The sequence below is a fragment of the Winslowiella toletana genome (assembly GCF_017875465.1).
In the GTDB taxonomy this organism is placed as follows: Bacteria; Pseudomonadota; Gammaproteobacteria; order Enterobacterales; family Enterobacteriaceae; genus Erwinia; species Erwinia toletana.
The window spans coordinates 3,834,711-3,852,638 of the sequence record NZ_JAGGMQ010000001.1 but is presented as its reverse complement, the minus strand read 5'-3'; the positions used below and the strand labels follow the sequence as shown (position 1 = coordinate 3,852,638).

Genomic DNA, 17,928 nt, shown 5'->3' with positions numbered 1-17,928 from the left:
CCGGTGATTTTTCACCGGTTTTTTTATGCCTGCTTAATCTGCGGAAAGCGGCGCCTGCAGATGCTCTGCCCGGCTAAAGCGCTTGCCATCGGCACTGACGGTACGCACCCAGACTTCACTCGTGATGCGTGGTCGCGCCTGATCGTTATAAGCCTGCCACTGCCTGCCATCGGTGGAAAACTGAATATCAATCCCCGGTAGCGCGCTGTTCGCCTCCAGCATGCCGTGATGGATACGCGCGCCTGCTGGCGGCAGACGCCAGGCAATTCCCTGTTTATCCATTTTGGCTAACTCACGCTGACCCAGCAGATTGGCAAAACGCTGCCAGTCCCGGCGCAACACTTCGGTATCCACCCAGTGGGTTTTGCCCTGCTGATATTCGCGGCCGGCCTGATAGTCCAGCTCCCATCCGGCACGGTGCCAGCCACGCTCGGCAACCGACAGCAGGCGCGGGAAAATCATCTCCTCCATCTGCTGATCGCTACGTACCGTTTCGCTCCATAGCTGTGCTGAAATACCGCTCGCCCCTGGCCAGGGTTTGTCGGATTTGGCGCTAAAACTGTTGCCATCGCGATCAACCGAGGTTTCGGCATTTTGCGGCAAGTTATCCGGCGCAAAGCTAAACATTTTGCGCTCATCATTATAGCGCGTGCCCCAGTAATAGCCGCGCTCCAGCGGATTGACTTCATAGGGGAAGTCCATATACAGATAGTCCGGATTAGAGACCACCACCTCGTAACCTTTGCTGGCCCAGTCGGTCACGCTGGCGAAACCGCCCCAGTAGAGAGTGTCCCAGAAATTCACCGCCACGCGACCGGTGGCGAAAGCGCTGGCACTGTCGACCGCCTTCAGCCCATCCTCCCATGCCTGCATCTGATCAATCCCCTGGGCCTTTGCCAGTCGGCTTACCTCGACGGCAAACCAGCCCGGCAGATGGCTGATATCCGCCACGGCGCCCTGCTGCACCCTACGCTGACAGGCTGGGGATTTCGCCCACGGCTGGTCCTCCCGCTGACGATTGATAACCCCCTTCCCGGCTTCCGGTTGACGGCTGTCGGTGTACCCGGCTCCCAGACGGATATTCTTCGCTTCATCGCCACCAAAATGCCAGCGGGTAAGCGGCTGCCCCGCATCCTGATGCATCAGGCGGAACTCAGTGATCACCTTGTCGACAAAGCGTTTTGAGGAGTCCAGACAGGGATTAAGATAACTGGTGCGGTCATAAAACTGCACCGAAGTGGTGTTTGAGTTATCGTCCGGATCCAGCAAGCGGTAGCGGCTGGCCTCGGTCGCGTTCCCCTGCTGCATTAAACGCTGATAGCGCGCTTCCATAGCGATTACCGCCGCGCGCGCATGGGCGGGCATATCCACTTCCGGGATCACTTCAATGGCCCGCGCGCCTGCGTATTTCAGGATCTCAATATAGTCCGCGCGACTAAAGTAGCCACTGCCATGATTGTCGCTGTCCGGCCCCGATCCCAGCTGCGGCATCAGGCAGGTTTGCTCGTCCGGATCGTGGCAACGTCGGCCACCGACGCGGGTTAACTCTGGCAAACCGGGAATTTCAATGCGCCAGCCCTCGTCATCCGTCAGATGGAAATGCAGCTTATTCATCTTCCACACCGCCATCTGATCGAGCAGGCGTTTTATCGCGTCTTTACTGTGAAAATTACGCGCCACATCAACGGCGACGCCACGGTACGCAAAACGGGGGGCATCACTGACATCAAGGGTGGCAATCTTTTTATCCCCCTCAGAGGGCACCAGCGAAAGGATCGACATCAGGCCATAAAACACCCCAGTTGCATCGAAACCGCTAATTTCCGCTCCCTGCTCGCCAATGATTAAACGGTAAGCACCGGAATGCGCCTGCTCGCCATCAAAATCGCTGCGCGCAATACGGGTCGTGATCGGATAGCCATCCTGCTGCTCGCTAATGCCCGCGCGGGCAAAATGCTCGCGGATAACCTCAGCTTTATCTTGCGGCAGCGACAGCAGATCGAGTTTTACCCCCGGCTGCAAATCGACATCCTGCGGGTGCAGCCTCAGCGTCAGCGGCGTCGGGGTGATCTGCCCGCGCAAACTGGCGGTGGTCATTTTTTTGATATCACGATTTTTTTCAAAGCGGGTTTGTGCGGTCATCAGCACATTTTTATCATCGGGGGTGCGCTTCCACTGCTTATCCAGCGGTGCGACAAACTGCGACAGATCTTCAGTATCGGTACTGCTGATCACTCTGGCGTGCGCATCACCGGCGGTGACATACCAGCGTGGCATCACATCACTTAGCGCCAGCTGCCAGTATTCGTTAATAATCGGGATGCTGACGTTCTCTCCGGCAGCAAAACCGCTAAATTTTTCCGTCGGCTGCAGTTTATGCAGATCGCCAATAATATGCGTAATCCGGAACTGGTCACTGTCGACCTTTAATATCTGGCGGATACTGCTGATATAGATTGCCCAGTTCTGCCCGCTTAATGCCGGGCCGGGATTGCTTAGCGTAATCACCGCGCGATTACAGGAGGCCCAGTCGGCCCCCAGCGCCGCGCAGTCAACGCCATGCTGCGCCGCATGATTATCTGTCACCTGATACTTTACGCCAAACTGGCTGATTTGATCGACCAGCTGTTGATCGCTCGCCATACTACTGCCACATGTCAGTAGCCCGCTTAGTGCTGCCACCATCATCCCTGATTTACGTCGTTTCACGTCGTTACCTCCTGTCATTGCCTGCGGTTAAGATTGGCACTGGTTAAAAAATGGTAAAAGGCGCGGTTACGATAAACTTCACATCTTTCTCATCCTGGAACATATTGCCGTAGCCGCCGCTGTAGCTGGGCAGCGAACTGTGGTTGTTATACTGGGTGTAATGCAGTTTGAACATCGTACCTTCCGCACGCCCCTGCTGAATGGTATAGAGCAGATCCATACTCCATGCCGACTCCTTCAGCCGCTGGCTTTGGTCCCATTGCGGATTGCTGGCGGGTTTAGCATCCCAGCCCCAGGCATATGAGGTTCCCATCTGCCATCCCGGCAGCTGCCACTCTTTCAGGTCATACATTACACCGGCAAACAGCGCCTTTTCGCCATTGGCGTTCCAGTCAGAACGTGCATCCCACCAGATATCAAGGCGGCCATTAGAGCTGGCGTAGCCGGGTGTCATGCGCTGCAGAAAATAGCCCTGGTTACCTTCGGCTTTTACCCAGCTGCCTTCAAGGCGAAAATCAAACGGGCCGCTGGTATACCCAAAGGTTAATGCCTGCAACCAGGCCAGCCCATCATAGATATCATTGCTATTCGCCGCGCCGCCGCGCTCTTTATCGCGCGCGCCATAGAACTGGTAGCTGGCGCGCAGATCGTTACTGGCAAGCGGAAAAGCATATGATGCTTTGGCAAAGTACTGGTCAACATAGTGCGCTGCCTGACCAACCGCAGCTTCCAGCGTCAGGTTATTTTTAAAGTCATATTTAGCGCCAAACGAGTGCAGATAAGGCACTTCTGTTAGCCCATCAGCTTTACGGAAGCGGTAAAGATGCTGATACCAGGGCGCTTTATACGCGTCAGCCCACATATAGGAGAGTGAGATAGCGCCGCTGTCGCCATAATCCTGCGTTACACCGGCTTCGGCACCGCGATAAGTGCCCGGCAGAAAACTCCAGTGCGGAGTCATTAGCGTCTGGCCGGTCGGCTGCAGATAGCCGCCGCGCAGCCAGTAATCATCAAGCTTCAGTTTCATCGCCGCCTGATAAAAACTGATGCCGCCCTTATCACCAGCCCACTGCTCATCCCAGCGCGTTCGCGCCTTACTGAAGCCGATTTCATCGGGTGCGGCCGGGCCGCTGTTAGCCATTTCAACTGCGCCATAGATGCCAAGATCGACACCCACCACCTCGCCAGCATAGCCGGAACTGAAATCCAGACTGCCGTTAAAGGTTGAGTGGTGCAGGTTGTTCTGATACTGGCCATAGTGGTCGCTGACGGGTTCAAGGTTTTTGCGATCTCGCTGGCGCTGCCAGTAATAGAGGCCACCGGTTAATGATGAGTCCTCAATAAAGCCTTCGGCTCTGGCTTCTGCAGATATCACCATTACCGGCGAAGCAGTAATACAGGCGGTAGCAAAGGCCACCGCTTTGCGCATTCCATTAGTTGCAGACATAAAATTCCCTTTTATATTCAGGCGATAATAATTAGCGATAAGTACGGCTTAATCGCGTCCGGTGATTAAGACGTCATACTATTTTTGCGACAGGAAATTATCAATATAAAGTCAAATAAATATGATCGTCGCCGCAGCGATATTTCAACAATAACAAACACGAAGATTAAAATAATTAATAATGAATTAAATATAATGCTAATCTAAAATAGATGATGATATTAAAATAGCTAATCATTATAACATCAGCAGTGAATAGAATTTAATCAGCGATTATTTATAGAGCATTAAGCAATATAACAATATCATTGACTTACATCAATTATTTACAAAAAATGCATTCAACATTTATAGCGCAAGGTGCTGTTATTGTTAATCATAAAAATTGATTTAAGGACAGAAAATGGATCCGACACAAAAAAGAGATATAGTTCAGGTTACCACAAGCGGGGCGTCAACGTTGACAACATCAATAAAAACGACATCAAAGTCACTAATGCCGCCCCCTGGCGCGGTCGGAAATACTTCTTTAGCCAAAGATATAAGTGTCCGGCCAGAAACCCCCTCAGCACATACTGCAGCGGCGCCTTTCATATCGTATACACAATCTGCCGATATCCACGCTAAACCAGACAAGTTATCTGAGCTACAAGCTTTTGCTTCACAATCAGCTCAACTTCAGCAGCCGCAACTGCCCGAGGAGATAAAAAGTATCTCCAATATTGATCAACAACAACAAACTCCGTTACGCAGTGTCACGAGTGAACCGAAAAAAAACGTGCAAGATTACGTGAAAAATACGCCAGCTGCTAAGACATTGCAGGACGCCAATGGCAAGCTCGCCGAGGCATTGAAAATGGGCTTACAAAAGGGTTCAGTTTCTGAGGTAGCTGTCAGTCAGCGAATCTCTGCCAGCACCTCAGAAGCCAGGAAAATACCCGTTTCCCCTCAGAGTGATTTTAACCAGTTAACACTGAGTCAGCAGCAGGAAAATGCGATTAACATGGCAAAAGTATATTTAGCCAGTACTGTTTCCTGTCTCATCAAATTGCCGGTAATTTACCAGAGCGTTGCCGGACTTCAGGTGTTTTCCTCGGGGCTTGAATTGGGTAATCAAGACAATCGAGAAATTTTCCCGGATGCGCTGCTGATCCGGAAGGAAGAATCAAAAATTATAGTTGGTTTGCGCACCGCAGGGACAGATAGTGACTACACCACGGTTACCAATAACCCCGCCGAACTGCTAAAGAGAATCCCACAACATATACTGGGAGTAAAAGATGGAGAGGAAATTTGCGCGATTTTTCAACCTGCAACCACCAACTATATTGAAGCTGGTATGAAAAGTTATGCTGGTCTGGTGAAATCGGAGCTAAAACATGCGAAGGCAGCAAGAGAAAATCCGTCCTGGGCAAAGACATATTGGGCAATATTAGATAGTTCATATAAAACCTGTAACGAATTAGCTGCAAAGTTTGCGAAGCCGGGCACCGCAGGCATGATTTTCAGAAAAAGTTTATTCAGGACTATGGAAAAACATTTGCAACAACAACCGGAATCTTGTTTCAATATAACAGCGCTGGTGCTTGAAATTTTTGGTTTACCTGAGCCAGAGCTGTTACATGCACTTAACGACAATATGTTGGGCCTTTTCTGCAGCGACTCCGGAGCAGCAAATCGTCTCGGTTGCATCGGCGAATGGTTATATTCCCTGGCCACCTGGCTACCAGACGATCAAATATTTATACTGGATAAGGCAGTCAAGGATGTATTGTCAATACTGGAGCCTAAAAAATCGTTGCAAGAGGGTCTGACAGAGGAAGAAAAATATAAGCATCAGGTTGAACAGAAAAAAGAAATACCAGATTTCGCCCGGGAAGTATTTAAAATGGTCAGAAAACATATTTCCAGAGGGATGGAAGAAGAGTCAATTACCAGGGACGAAACTCGCAATAAGATAATAACCTTATGCAACCGCTTTGATGAGGCACTAAAAAAATCGAATTTTAGCAGTGAGGTACAATACCATGCCAGAGAAAACTTATTACCCTTTATTATTATCACTAAGTCGACAGATGATTTTATTAAAGAATCACTTCCTGTATTAAAATCAAATTATAACAAAACCATTCACAGCCTGAAAAACCCCACCTACAAAAACGAGTATGGCATCACTGATAGTCTGCTGGCGTTATTTATCTCCAGCAGCCTCCCCTTCCCTGACCAATGGTCAGAATATATCACTAATTTTTACTTTACAGTTATCAATGAATTAGGTCAAACAGGGGATCTGCCTTTTGCCTGTATAGAGCTTATCGAGTATACCAATATCAGGTTTTCACCTGAACGTGCGAAAGAAATATTAACTTCTTTCATTGGAAAGTATATTAAAGCAAATAACACAATCAGAACTCTCTCGGCACTAATGGTCAAAACACTATCTGACGATGAATTGGCTAATACTATCTATAAGGCAAAAAGTGATAAGCTGGCGATTGAAAACTTTATAAATATTTGGCAGAAAATTGAATACTTCAACTCAACTAATAAAAATATTTCGGAAGAAACATGTTTTATACATAATCAGTCTGGTATATTCCCTGTCCATAAAAATAAAATTAATAACGTAGCGGGTACTAAGCTGGACCATAAAGATGGGATACGGACTATCGAAAAAATAAACAACATTGTAAAAATAGTCATTACCAATAAAGATTGCACACCTATTCTTGTTGAGAGGTTGTGCTCACTATCTCAGGCTATACAAAAAGAGGAGTTGATAAAATCAATTGTTAATATCAGCTTACAGGCTGAAGGTAATAAGGCAGGTAATATTACCAGCCTGAATAATCGCTTACAGGAAAACGTTGATAGTAGGCTAGCCATATTAACAAGGAAAAAAAATCACACTGCCTGCAACCAGTTACTTCGCAACCTGTCATTAATTCAGATCAGGTTATTGGAACACACCGTCAGTTCTTACGCAATTATACTACGAGAAAATCTTATCAGAAACCTTTCGGCAATAGGTGAGCTTAAAGAAATAACCATGCCACTGGTAAAATTAAAAATATGGCTAACAGACAATCGCACAGCGCAAACTGAAGTTGAGACAGAAGAGAAAAACCGCACATTCCTTGAAATTATTGCTCAGGTAGTAGAAAAATCTAAAATCGACGCGATTCGGGAAACGCTGCTTAAAACCGCATTCGGAAGCATCCCCATAGATCTTTTATTGCGCCGCTTAGCTGAATCATCGAAAAAGAAGATCAACCTGAGCAGATTTGAATTGTTTACCGACATCGTGAACCGGCAAATGCTGATGACGCCCGATAGCGGCAATCCCGGCACGTCGAAAATGCCCGAACCTTTAAATGACAAACAACTGCAGGCATTAACAACTTTTTTGACGAGCAGCCCAGATGCCTGGAAAATATTTGTGAATGCTTATAATAAATCCCCTGGTAAAACAGAGTGGATAATGGAACCAAAATGCTTTCTTAATGCTTCACCTGAAGTACAGGAAGTGATGCTAGGCTTCTTAGTTGACAAAGTTAGCACAGAAACCGTTGGCTGGATTAATCAGTACCTGGACAAGATTGAAAGCTGGTTAATACCTCCACTAAAAAATGCCCCGATGTTAAATTTAGAAAGCTCACTTTTTCGCATCTGCAACTGCATGCAAAAAATAAGTCACCATGAACTACCTGAATTGGTTATCAGGATTTTTAAACTTAGCAATACCATTATGGCAGGTAAGGTAAAACCGACTATCAGTGTTTCGCTTAATGGATCACTTCATATGATACTGAAGCGTATTGAAACTACATCCGTTGAAATCCACGAACAGCTATCGATGCAGTATGAAACGCTATTGAAGCCAGATCAGTCATTAGCACAAGAATTTCGAACTACCCCCGATAATACGCCGAGGTCGAATTACAGAATGGAACAAATGGAACAAATTCAACAGAATCCCAACACCACTACGGTCAAAGAAACGCAGATATTGAATGATGGGCAGGAAAAACCACGCATTACAAGAACAATCTATGTTGATAAAATGTGGGAGAGATATATTAGCAATAAAGACTTAACAGAACCGTTAAATAAAGCAATAAGTAAACTGGAGACAGGTGAAAATGATCACGAATTAAACACCCATAAATACAACAAAGGAGTATTTAGTTTTGATGTATGTCTGGGCTGGGGAGGTAGGGGGGTTACCCGAGGTGTTGCATTTATTGGCCCGCGTAATGATATATACATAATTAAAATTGGCAACCACAGAGAGGTTGAAATCGAAGCCAATAAATATAGTCACATGGAAAAAAGTTATATCTATACACTAATCAATAAGCCAGAATTAAACTCAAGGATACTTAGTTATGACAAGGAAAAAGAACAATATATCCCCATCAGTAAAGAAGAGTACTTTAAGCAAAAATAGCACAGCGGTCAGTTTCGCCTGACCTTTAGATCTTATCGTTTGATCCTATCAGTCATATTTAAAGGATAATAAGCATGGATCCTACTCACAGCAAGCTGGTACCCTTTGTTAAACCTACTTGTCTCGCCACTGACTCACAACCGGCCAAAAGCAACCCTATGTCGGTGCCGACGGCATATAATGTACCGAATACTCTCGAAACTCTAAAATCAGTGGTAACGTTGAATCAGCAATCTGAATCTGACAGAAGCCTGCAGAAATATATGCCTAATCCCCCCAGCTTACCGCAGTTACCTGCTGACTTCCACAGCCCTCAATTGCCGCAGTTTATCCAGATAGCTGACCACGACAGCAAAAAAATTCAGCAGTTTTCCTCTACTGCTGACGCCAGCACCAGCCGTGCGCAATTGACGCAAAATTTAACCATGGTTTACAACACTGACAGCGCCAGCCTCCCTCTCCCCTCGAGGAAAAGTCCTGACGCTGGCATACCTTCCAGCACTTCACATTTAAATCAGGCGAACGCCCGTTTGCTAGCGCTTGTGCAGCACGATACCGATCAGCCATCGACGTCACGTGGTGCAGAGGCATCTGGTAGTGCAGAGGCGTCAGAACTCTGTCCGCCATCAACCCGTCCCAAATCCGGCAATGACATAAGCAAGATGACACGTGATACGCCGCCGATTACAGGACCTCTGCAATTCACTGAAGAGCAGAAAGGGGAAATAAACAGTTGTGAGCCCAAGCATTTAATGCGTTTGCTGTCTTGCACTACCAGGCTGCCGGTGCTGTTTATCACATGTGAAGGCAAGACAATTTATCAGAACGGCGAAGCCGAGAAAATTGAAGAGAAAAATCTTAATAAATTTCCAAATGCGATTATAATTTCCAAACAACAAAACAACGTCCAGGTGAATATCAAACAGTCTGGTCAGAAGGAAATAAATAATATACTGGATTTTTTTGATGTGGTAACCCTTCTGAAAACTATCCCGACAGAGCTTTATCGGGCAACAAGTAGCAACACGCTTTATAAAACCTTTATCAGTCACCCAGATAATCTACAGGAAAGTGGCGTAAAACACTACTCCGATTTTAATTCTCTTTTTAAAGAGAAAAATTATGACAATATAAAAAATCAGTTAAATATAGAAGCTAAGTTAAAGATAAAAGATAAGTTAAATGCCACCAACCTTTTTTTTAATGAACTCCCTGGCAATGAAATTGCAAAAATTGAATTTTTCCTGGCACTACTATTGGATATTGAATTCACTCTATTACCAGCAGAAAAGAGAATAATTCAGAAAAACAAAAATGAAAACAAAACCAGTCTGGGCGCAATCGCTGCCGCAGCGACAAGAGAGCGTGTCACTCCAACACAAGTACACTTTATCGCCAGTAAAATTGAGGATCCCCCGCCGTGGGCTTTCAGCGCCATGACCGCAATGGTAATCCAGGACAAATCAGATAGTGACGCATTGGCTAACTATCTTTATATAATTGCTAAAAAACCCTCACATAACAAAAATCACGAATTCAACAGCGCCTTTAATATTGTCATGAAGGCTTTTAAAAATGATAACCCTAATGCCATCCTTTATGTAATGCAAGAAATGGTCAAGCAGGTTTATCATGAACTGGAAGAAAAACCTTTAGAAAATAAAGAAACACAAAATCGTCTGCAATACTACTTCTCTCTGTTTATGCAGGCAGCAGATGGTTATATCCCCTATATACAAAAATCAGAAAAAACAATTACAGACAGGGATATTGGCTATGAGAGATTCGTAAGAAAAGCATTCTGGCCTTTAATTACTCTCTGTGAGGATGGTTTTAAAAACCATTTTTCTAAAATCAGAGAGTGGATATCCTTTAATTCGCCAAACTCAGAAACATATATTATCGAAGACCGCGCGATGTCAGTGATAATAACTGCTGCTTTCGAGCAACCACCAGCCTGGAGTGAAGCTATTGCCAGACAGGTCGAGAAAATATTACCTCTGGGCCTTGACGGCAACAGACCATTAGCCACTATCTATTTTATCGCCTTTTGCTATGAACGTTTACCCAGAGAGTATAGCGAGGAAATGTTTCACACTTTCTTTGGCGTTAATATAAAAAAAGATGATCAAATTAATGCAATTGTAATGTTACTACTTATTGACGTTTACCAGCCAGATAAAGTCCTCGATCTATATACTGAAAAAAAAGAGACGGTAATCAATATATTATTTAATTACCTGAAAAAGATCAAACCATTTCAAACTAAAACGCTTGACGCAGAGGAGTGTCTGGTTATTGGTAAGGCTGGCGCCAGCATTGAAGAATACCAGAAATGGGAAAAACATGTTGAAGAAGGAAAAAGAGAACCGTTAGTACTTCCAGAAAATAAAGCCAACCCTTTTGTACAAAAATTTAACTTCCTGGTTAATGCAATATTTACCCAACAACATACCACAGAAATTGTCGCCAGCATTCTGAAATCTCTATCGTCAACAGCCGATAGAGATATCATTAAAGAAATAGCCATCGCCAATATTAACTCTAAGGGATTCAATCTCTATCAAACCGCTAACCGTTTCCAGGAAATGCTCAAAGACACGTTATCGGCCATCAATAAAAACATGCTAACCACAGAGGAAATACGTAAGAATCAGTGTAGTAACTTAATTGGCTGGGTATTATTCCTTCAGCTTAACCTGGTAAAAGAGGGCAACCACAGTATCACTAACAATTTAACAGAAATTATTAGTGATAATTTTTCAAAAATAACAAAACCAGCAGACATTTCCAAGTCAGTTAAAATTCTTGAAGATATTTTTAATATTAATAAAATTAGCGAGAATCTCTATGTTACTATAACCACTTCGACATTGGCAAAATCATTTAACCGAAAACTGGAGGCTAAAACAGGAAGTATCATCAGAACCATGACATTAAACAGTGCGTTACACACCATTAAAAATCGCGACAAACTGTTTAGTGCCCTCGCTGTAATTAATAACAACCTGACCAGCGAAGAATCAGGATATAACGCCTTTATGTATATTATTCAAAGGGAGATGGGCTACAGTCTTACCCCCAAGGATCCTCCACCAGTATTAAATAACCAGGAGCGGCAGGCACTTATCACCCTTATCACCTCTAATCCTGTTGGCTGGGATATATTCGAGCGTGCATATATGAAAATGAAAGAAAACAGCGCTACTGCAGGCATCAACATAAATACCAAATGGATAATCAACCCACCCTGTTTCCTGCAACTGACTTCGGCAACTAAAAATTTAATGATGAAATTTATTTCTGTATTAAATGAGAATCCTGCTAACTTTATTTTGCAGTGCTTACGCAACATTGAGCAGCAATTAACGGAGAAAGTAAGTTCTGTCGAGGGTTTAGAACATATGCTAAAAAACCTCTGTAACTACCTGCTGAAAGAGCAATTCAGCTTGCTGGTCGCCAGGTCTGCGAACACAACAGAAAATATTGTAGAGAGGATTTTCGCTGTGGCGGATAAAATTAATAATGAAAAGTCGATTCAATGTCTCCATCGTTCATTACAGGAAGCATTAATCACCCTTATCAGCAACGTTGAACAAGCGGATAGCCAGCTGGCCGTCACATATCATTCACTGATAACGATTAAACCCGAGGAAGTCCATTGCCTGCCGGTTAACAATACCTTTCCTTCTAACCGGCTTATCAACGAAAAAGCATCGGATCATTACCTCCTTCCCCTATCTGATAGACCTGCTGCCGAGACGGCAGCGGAAAAGGCTCCGATGATCATCTGTATTGGTAAGGAGTGGCATAATGCCATGCTTGACTCTACATACAGTATTACCCTGCCAGAAGCTACTGAGTCACTGCTGTCTGGTGATTTTAAACGCGTGAATTTTCACCGTTACACCGACAGTCAGGTCTTTTTTTCTTTTGATGTGGGAGTAGGGAAATCAGTTCAAGGCTTTAAAGGCAGGGGCCCTGGCCGGGCGTGGGTATTCAAGGGCAGTGGCAACTATTGGTTCTTTGGCGGGGTTGGCAGCCATAAAGACGCGTTAGCGGCGTACGCGCGGTCTCAGCAATATTCGGAGGACAGGGTCAATGAACTGATCAGTAATACAGAAACCCTCGACCAGGAACTGTATTACAATACAAAAACCGGCGAATTAACTTTCGAAAAGCGTACTAAAAGCTAAAAAAGGCCGCAACATGTTGCGGCCTCTGTTTTGCTGCGGCTACGGCCTATGCACCGATTTTGGTCCAGGTATCACGCAGACCGACGGTACGGTTAAATACCAGGTTTGTCGCGCTGGAGTAACGGCTGTCGGCGCAGAAATAGCCTTCGCGCTCGAACTGATAAGGGCTGCTGGCTTCAGCGGCCTGCAAACCAGGCTCAACAAAGCCCTGGCGAATCACCAGTGATTCCGGATTAATGGTGGTAAGGAAATCCTCAGCCGCCCCCGGGTTGGCGACGCTAAACAGACGATCGTAGAGGCGGAATTCTGCCGGTAATGCATGTACCGCGGAAACCCAGTGAATCACCCCTTTCACTTTACGTCCGTCCGCCGGATCCTTGCTTAAGGTATCGGTATCGCAGGTGCAGTACAGGCAGGTGATATTGCCCGCTTCATCTTTCGCCACACGCTCGGCTTTGATCACGTAAGCATTACGCAGACGCACTTCTTTACCCAGCACCAGCCGCTTGTACTGCTTGTTGGCTTCTTCACGGAAGTCAGCACGGTCAATCCACACTTCGCGGCTGAACGGCACTTCACGGCTGCCCATTTCCGGTTTATTCGGATGGCAAGGCATAGTGAGCACCTCTTCATATCCGGCCGGTAAGTTCTCTATTACGATTTTAACCGGGTCAAGCACCGCCATCGCGCGTGGCGCATTTTCGTTGAGGTCATCACGAATGCAGGACTCCAGCGAGGCCATCTCCACGATATTGTCCTGTTTGGTCACGCCGATACGGCGGCAGAACTCGCGAATCGAAGCGGCGCTATAGCCACGACGACGCAGACCGGAAACGGTCAGCATGCGCGGATCGTCCCAGCCTTCCACCACTTTCTCAGTCACCAGCTGGTTCAGCTTGCGCTTCGACATAATGGCGTATTCGAGATTCAGACGTGAGAACTCATACTGACGCGGATGGGCAGGAATAGTGATGTTATCCAGCACCCAGTCATACAGGCGACGGTTATCCTGGAACTCCAGCGTGCAGAGCGAGTGGGTAATGCCTTCCAGCGCATCGGAAATGCAGTGGGTAAAGTCGTACATCGGATAGATGCACCACTTATTGCCGGTCTGATGGTGTTCGGCAAACTTAATGCGGTACAGCACCGGATCGCGCAGCACAATAAAGCTGGAAGCCATATCGATTTTGGCGCGCAGGCAGGCCGTTCCCTCGGCAAATTCGCCGTTACGCATTTTTTCAAACAGTGCGAGGTTCTCTGCTGGCGTGCGGTCACGGTACGGGCTGTTTTTGCCCGGCGCGGTCAGCGTGCCGCGATATTCACGGATCTGCTCCGGTGACAGCTCATCTACAAAGGCAAGACCTTTGTTAATCAGCTCAACCGCGTAGTTGTACAGTTGATCGAAATAGTCAGAGGAATAACAGACGTCGCCACTCCACTGGAAACCGAGCCATTGCACGTCATGCTTGATAGATTCAACGAACTCCAGATCTTCTTTAACCGGGTTGGTGTCGTCGAAACGCAAGTTACATTGACCCTGATAATCTTGCGCGATGCCAAAATTCAGGCAGATCGATTTTGCATGACCGATGTGCAAATAGCCATTCGGCTCCGGTGGAAAACGGGTATGCACGCTGGTGTGCTTACCGTTCGCCAAATCTTCGTCGATAATCTGACGAATAAAGTTAGTTGGGCGGGCTTCTGCCTCACTCATCTCAATTTCCTCAACACTAATATGGCTGGTGATTTGAACCACGAAATAACGGAGTATGATCCACAAAGCGGAGAAGGGAAACAACCGTTTGTTAGACTAATTACACAAAAAAGGGCGGGAATCGCTCCCCGCCCAGTTTATAACATTACATTCGGGCGCCGATAACGGCCCCCCTACAGATAAATGCCGATTTCGTAGCGGCGGCGTTCTCGCCGCCGTGCGCATTTAGCTTTTGATTTCGAACAGTTTGGTTTCACCGGCAATCACTGCGCCGCTGGCCAGCAGATTCACCCCGGCGAAATCATCAATATTGCTGACCACTACCGGACTGATCATCGAACGGGCATGCTGATTCAGGTAATCGAGGTCCATTTCCAGCACCGGCTGACCGGCAGTGACGCTGGTGCCCTCTTCAACCAGGCGGGTAAAGCCTTTACCTTCCAGCGCCACGGTATCGAGGCCCATATGCACCACGATCTCAACGCCATTATCGGTTTCCAGACAAAAGGCATGGTTGGTATTAAAGATCTTCACCACTGTTCCGGCAATCGGCGCGACCACGGTTTTGCTGTCAGGAATAATCGCCAGCCCCTCACCCACCGCTTTGCTGGCAAAAGCTTCGTCCGGCACCTGATCAAGAGCCACCACCTGACCGCTTACCGGCGCCACCAGCGTGGCGATAATCCCTTTTGAGGCGTTGGTTACCGCTTGTGGCTGAACCGCCACCGCTGGCGCAGTGGTGGCGCTGGCGCCTGCCGCCGCAGCAATCGGGCCTTTCGCCAGTACGATTTTCATCGCCGAAGCAATGGTCTCGGCACGGGTACCAACAATAATCTGTACGCTCTGCTTGTTAAGACGGATCACGCCGGAAGCTCCGAGGCGCTTAGCCACCGACTCACTTACGTCACCAGAATCTTTCACATTCAGACGCAGACGAGTAATACAGGCATCAATGCCGGTCAGATTTTCAGAACCGCCCACCGCGCCAATATAACGACGCGCCAGAGTTTCAGTTTCCGACTCACCGCTGCCGCTGTGATCAACACTAGTGTCGTAACCATCACTTTCATCGCCATCCACTGACAGTTCACGGCCTGGCGTCATCAGATTGAATTTCTTGATAGTGAAACGGAACACCACATAGTAGATAACAAAGAACACCAGCCCCTGCGGGATCAGCATATACCAGTGTGTCGCCAGCGGATTGCGCGTTGACAGGAACATATCCACCAGACCGGCGCTAAAGCCAAAACCGGCAATCCAGTGCATGCTGGCGGCGATAAATACTGACACACCAGTCAGGAAGGCGTGGATCACATACAGTACCGGCGCCACGAACATAAAGGAGAATTCCAGCGGCTCGGTAATCCCGGTAAAGAAGGAAGCAAACGCCGCCGCCAGCATAATGCCGGCGACTTTGGCGCGGTTTTCCGGACGGGCGCAGTGATAGATTGCCAGCGCCGCACCCGGCAGACCAAACATCATAATCGGGAAGAAGCCCGCCTGATAACGTCCGGTAATCCCGACAATGCCTTTGCCGCTTTCGATGGACTGGCCACCGCCGAGGAAATTAGGAATATCATTGATGCCGGCCACGTCGAACCAGAATACCGAGTTCAGCGCGTGGTGCAGGCCCACCGGGATCAGCAGACGGTTAAAGAAGGCGTAAATACCCGCGCCAGCCGATCCGAGTTTCTGAATATGTTCACCGAAGTTGACCAGGCCACCGAAAATCATTGGCCACAGGTACATCAGGACAAACGCCACCAGAATCATCAGGAAAGAGACCAGGATCGGCACCAGACGGCGCCCGCTGAAAAACGACAGCGCTTTCGGCAGTTCCACATGGCTGAAGCGGTTATACACTTCCGCCGAGATAATCCCCACCAGGATACCGACAAACTGGTTATTGATTTTACCAAAGGCGGCAGGCACCTGGTCTAACGGGATCTTCTGAATCATCGACACCGCTGCAGGTGAGCAGAGTGTGGTGACCACCAGGAAACCCACAAAGCCGGTCAGCGCGGCGGCGCCGTCTTTATCTTTAGACATGCCGTACGCCACACCAATTGCGAACAGTACGGACATATTTTCGATAATGGCGGAACCCGACTTGATTAACAGGGCCGCCAGCGCATTGCCCGCTCCCCATGTATCAGGGTCGAGCCAGTAACCCACACCCATTAAAATGGCTGCTGCCGGCAGTGTTGCCACCGGCACCATCAGTGCCCGGCCTACTTTTTGTAAGTAACTTAAAATATTCACCTTTTCCCCCTCCGAAAGCCGACAAGGCCACTGAAACTGTTTGGTTTTATTTTCACAATTTTCAGTTAACCTGATGACAGTACACACCACGATGCGAAGTGTAAAAAAAAATTAATTCGCTTCGCAAATTAAACCTGCGCATCTGTGACTGATATCACCAAATACCGCAGTTTTTTACATACGCGACTGGCTATAGTTGCAAACTTATTTTATGATCCGAATTATCAACACGGATTTTTCCTCGGTAGTTATGCCACGGCAGGTTACGCTAAGTGATAACGGCCGTAATACCGTGTTAAATCTGATTCAATTTTGCTTAATATGAGGTGAAACATGAGACTGATTCCCCTGTCGACCGCTACCCAGGTGGGTAAATGGGCCGCCCGCCATATCGTTAACCGCATCAACACGTTTAAACCGACCGCAGAACGTCCATTCGTTTTAGGTTTGCCAACCGGTGGAACACCGCTGGAAGCCTATAAACATTTAATCGAGATGCATAAAGCGGGCCAGGTCAGCTTTAAACATGTTGTCACCTTCAATATGGATGAATACGTTGGCCTGCCGAAAGAGCATCCGGAAAGCTACCATAGCTTTATGTTCCGTAACTTTTTTGATCACATTGATATTCCTCGTGAAAACATCAATCTTCTGAATGGTAATGCAGCGGATATTGACGCAGAATGTCGTCAGTATGAGGAAAAGATCCGCGCTTACGGCAAGATCCATCTGTTTATGGGCGGTGTCGGCAATGACGGGCATATCGCTTTTAACGAACCGGCATCTTCTCTGGCATCCCGCACCCGTATTAAAACGCTGACGCATGAAACCCGCCTTGCGAACTCACGCTTCTTTGATGGCGATGTTGATCAGGTGCCAAAATACGCCCTGACCGTGGGTGTTGGCACCCTGCTGGATGCAGAAGAAGTGATGATTCTGGTTATCGGCCACGTGAAAGCGCAGGCGTTACAGGCGGCGGTTGAAGGCAATGTTAATCATATGTGGACCATCAGCTGCCTGCAGCTGCATGCTAAATCCGTCGTGGTTTGTGATGAGCCTTCCACAATGGAACTGAAAGTGAAAACAGTGAAATATTTCCGCGAAATGGAAGCGGAAAATATGAAAGGCCTGTAATCAGCCTGGAGGT

General features: G+C 47.1%; 7 protein-coding genes. 3 read left to right on the top strand and 4 right to left on the bottom strand.

Going from position 1 to position 17,928, the window contains the following annotated elements:
- Positions 1–33: 33 nt before the first annotated feature.
- Positions 34–2,709 carry a beta-N-acetylhexosaminidase gene (locus tag J2125_RS17970; RefSeq protein ID WP_026111448.1) on the bottom strand — a complete coding sequence of 892 codons (2,676 nt, stop codon included), beginning with the start codon at positions 2,707–2,709 and terminating at the stop codon, positions 34–36.
- 43 nt (positions 2,710–2,752) lie between these two features.
- The gene (gene chiP / locus J2125_RS17965; RefSeq protein ID WP_017799240.1) at positions 2,753–4,138 is read right to left on the bottom strand and encodes a chitoporin ChiP; all 1,386 of its coding nucleotides are present in this window, start codon (positions 4,136–4,138) and stop codon (positions 2,753–2,755) included.
- 421 nt (positions 4,139–4,559) lie between these two features.
- Between chiP and J2125_RS17960 the strand changes: the two genes are divergently transcribed.
- Together J2125_RS17960 and J2125_RS17955 are read left to right on the top strand one after the other, a co-directional pair.
- Complete coding sequence (locus J2125_RS17960; protein WP_017799241.1) at positions 4,560–8,606, top strand: hypothetical protein; 4,047 nt, start codon at positions 4,560–4,562, stop codon at positions 8,604–8,606.
- Positions 8,607–8,680: 74 nt separating this feature from the next.
- On the top strand, positions 8,681–12,802 hold the full coding sequence (locus tag J2125_RS17955; protein ID WP_017799242.1) for a hypothetical protein: 4,122 nt from the start codon (positions 8,681–8,683) through the stop codon (positions 12,800–12,802).
- 46 nt (positions 12,803–12,848) lie between these two features.
- Here the strand turns inward: J2125_RS17955 and glnS are convergent, their stop codons facing one another.
- Positions 12,849–14,516 (bottom strand): glutamine--tRNA ligase, encoded by a 1,668-nt coding sequence (gene glnS, locus J2125_RS17950; RefSeq protein WP_017799243.1) that lies wholly within the window; start codon positions 14,514–14,516, stop codon positions 12,849–12,851.
- A 225-nt stretch (positions 14,517–14,741) separates the two neighbouring features.
- Positions 14,742–16,775, bottom strand: coding sequence for an N-acetylglucosamine-specific PTS transporter subunit IIBC (gene nagE, locus J2125_RS17945; protein ID WP_026111450.1), 2,034 nt, complete (start codon positions 16,773–16,775; stop codon positions 14,742–14,744).
- 339 nt (positions 16,776–17,114) lie between these two features.
- Here nagE and nagB point away from each other — a divergent pair, with 339 nt between their 5' ends.
- Positions 17,115–17,915 (top strand): glucosamine-6-phosphate deaminase, encoded by an 801-nt coding sequence (gene nagB / locus J2125_RS17940; RefSeq protein WP_017799245.1) that lies wholly within the window; start codon positions 17,115–17,117, stop codon positions 17,913–17,915.
- The last annotated feature ends 13 nt before the right edge of the window (positions 17,916–17,928 follow it).

Coding starts and splice junctions, on each gene's coding strand:
- chiP (WP_017799240.1), bottom strand. CDS start 4,138: ATGCGCAAAGCGGTGGCCTTTGCTACCGCCTGTATTACTGCTTCGCCG.
- J2125_RS17960 (WP_017799241.1), top strand. CDS start 4,560: ATGGATCCGACACAAAAAAGAGATATAGTTCAGGTTACCACAAGCGGG.
- J2125_RS17955 (WP_017799242.1), top strand. CDS start 8,681: ATGGATCCTACTCACAGCAAGCTGGTACCCTTTGTTAAACCTACTTGT.
- glnS (WP_017799243.1), bottom strand. CDS start 14,516: ATGAGTGAGGCAGAAGCCCGCCCAACTAACTTTATTCGTCAGATTATC.
- nagB (WP_017799245.1), top strand. CDS start 17,115: ATGAGACTGATTCCCCTGTCGACCGCTACCCAGGTGGGTAAATGGGCC.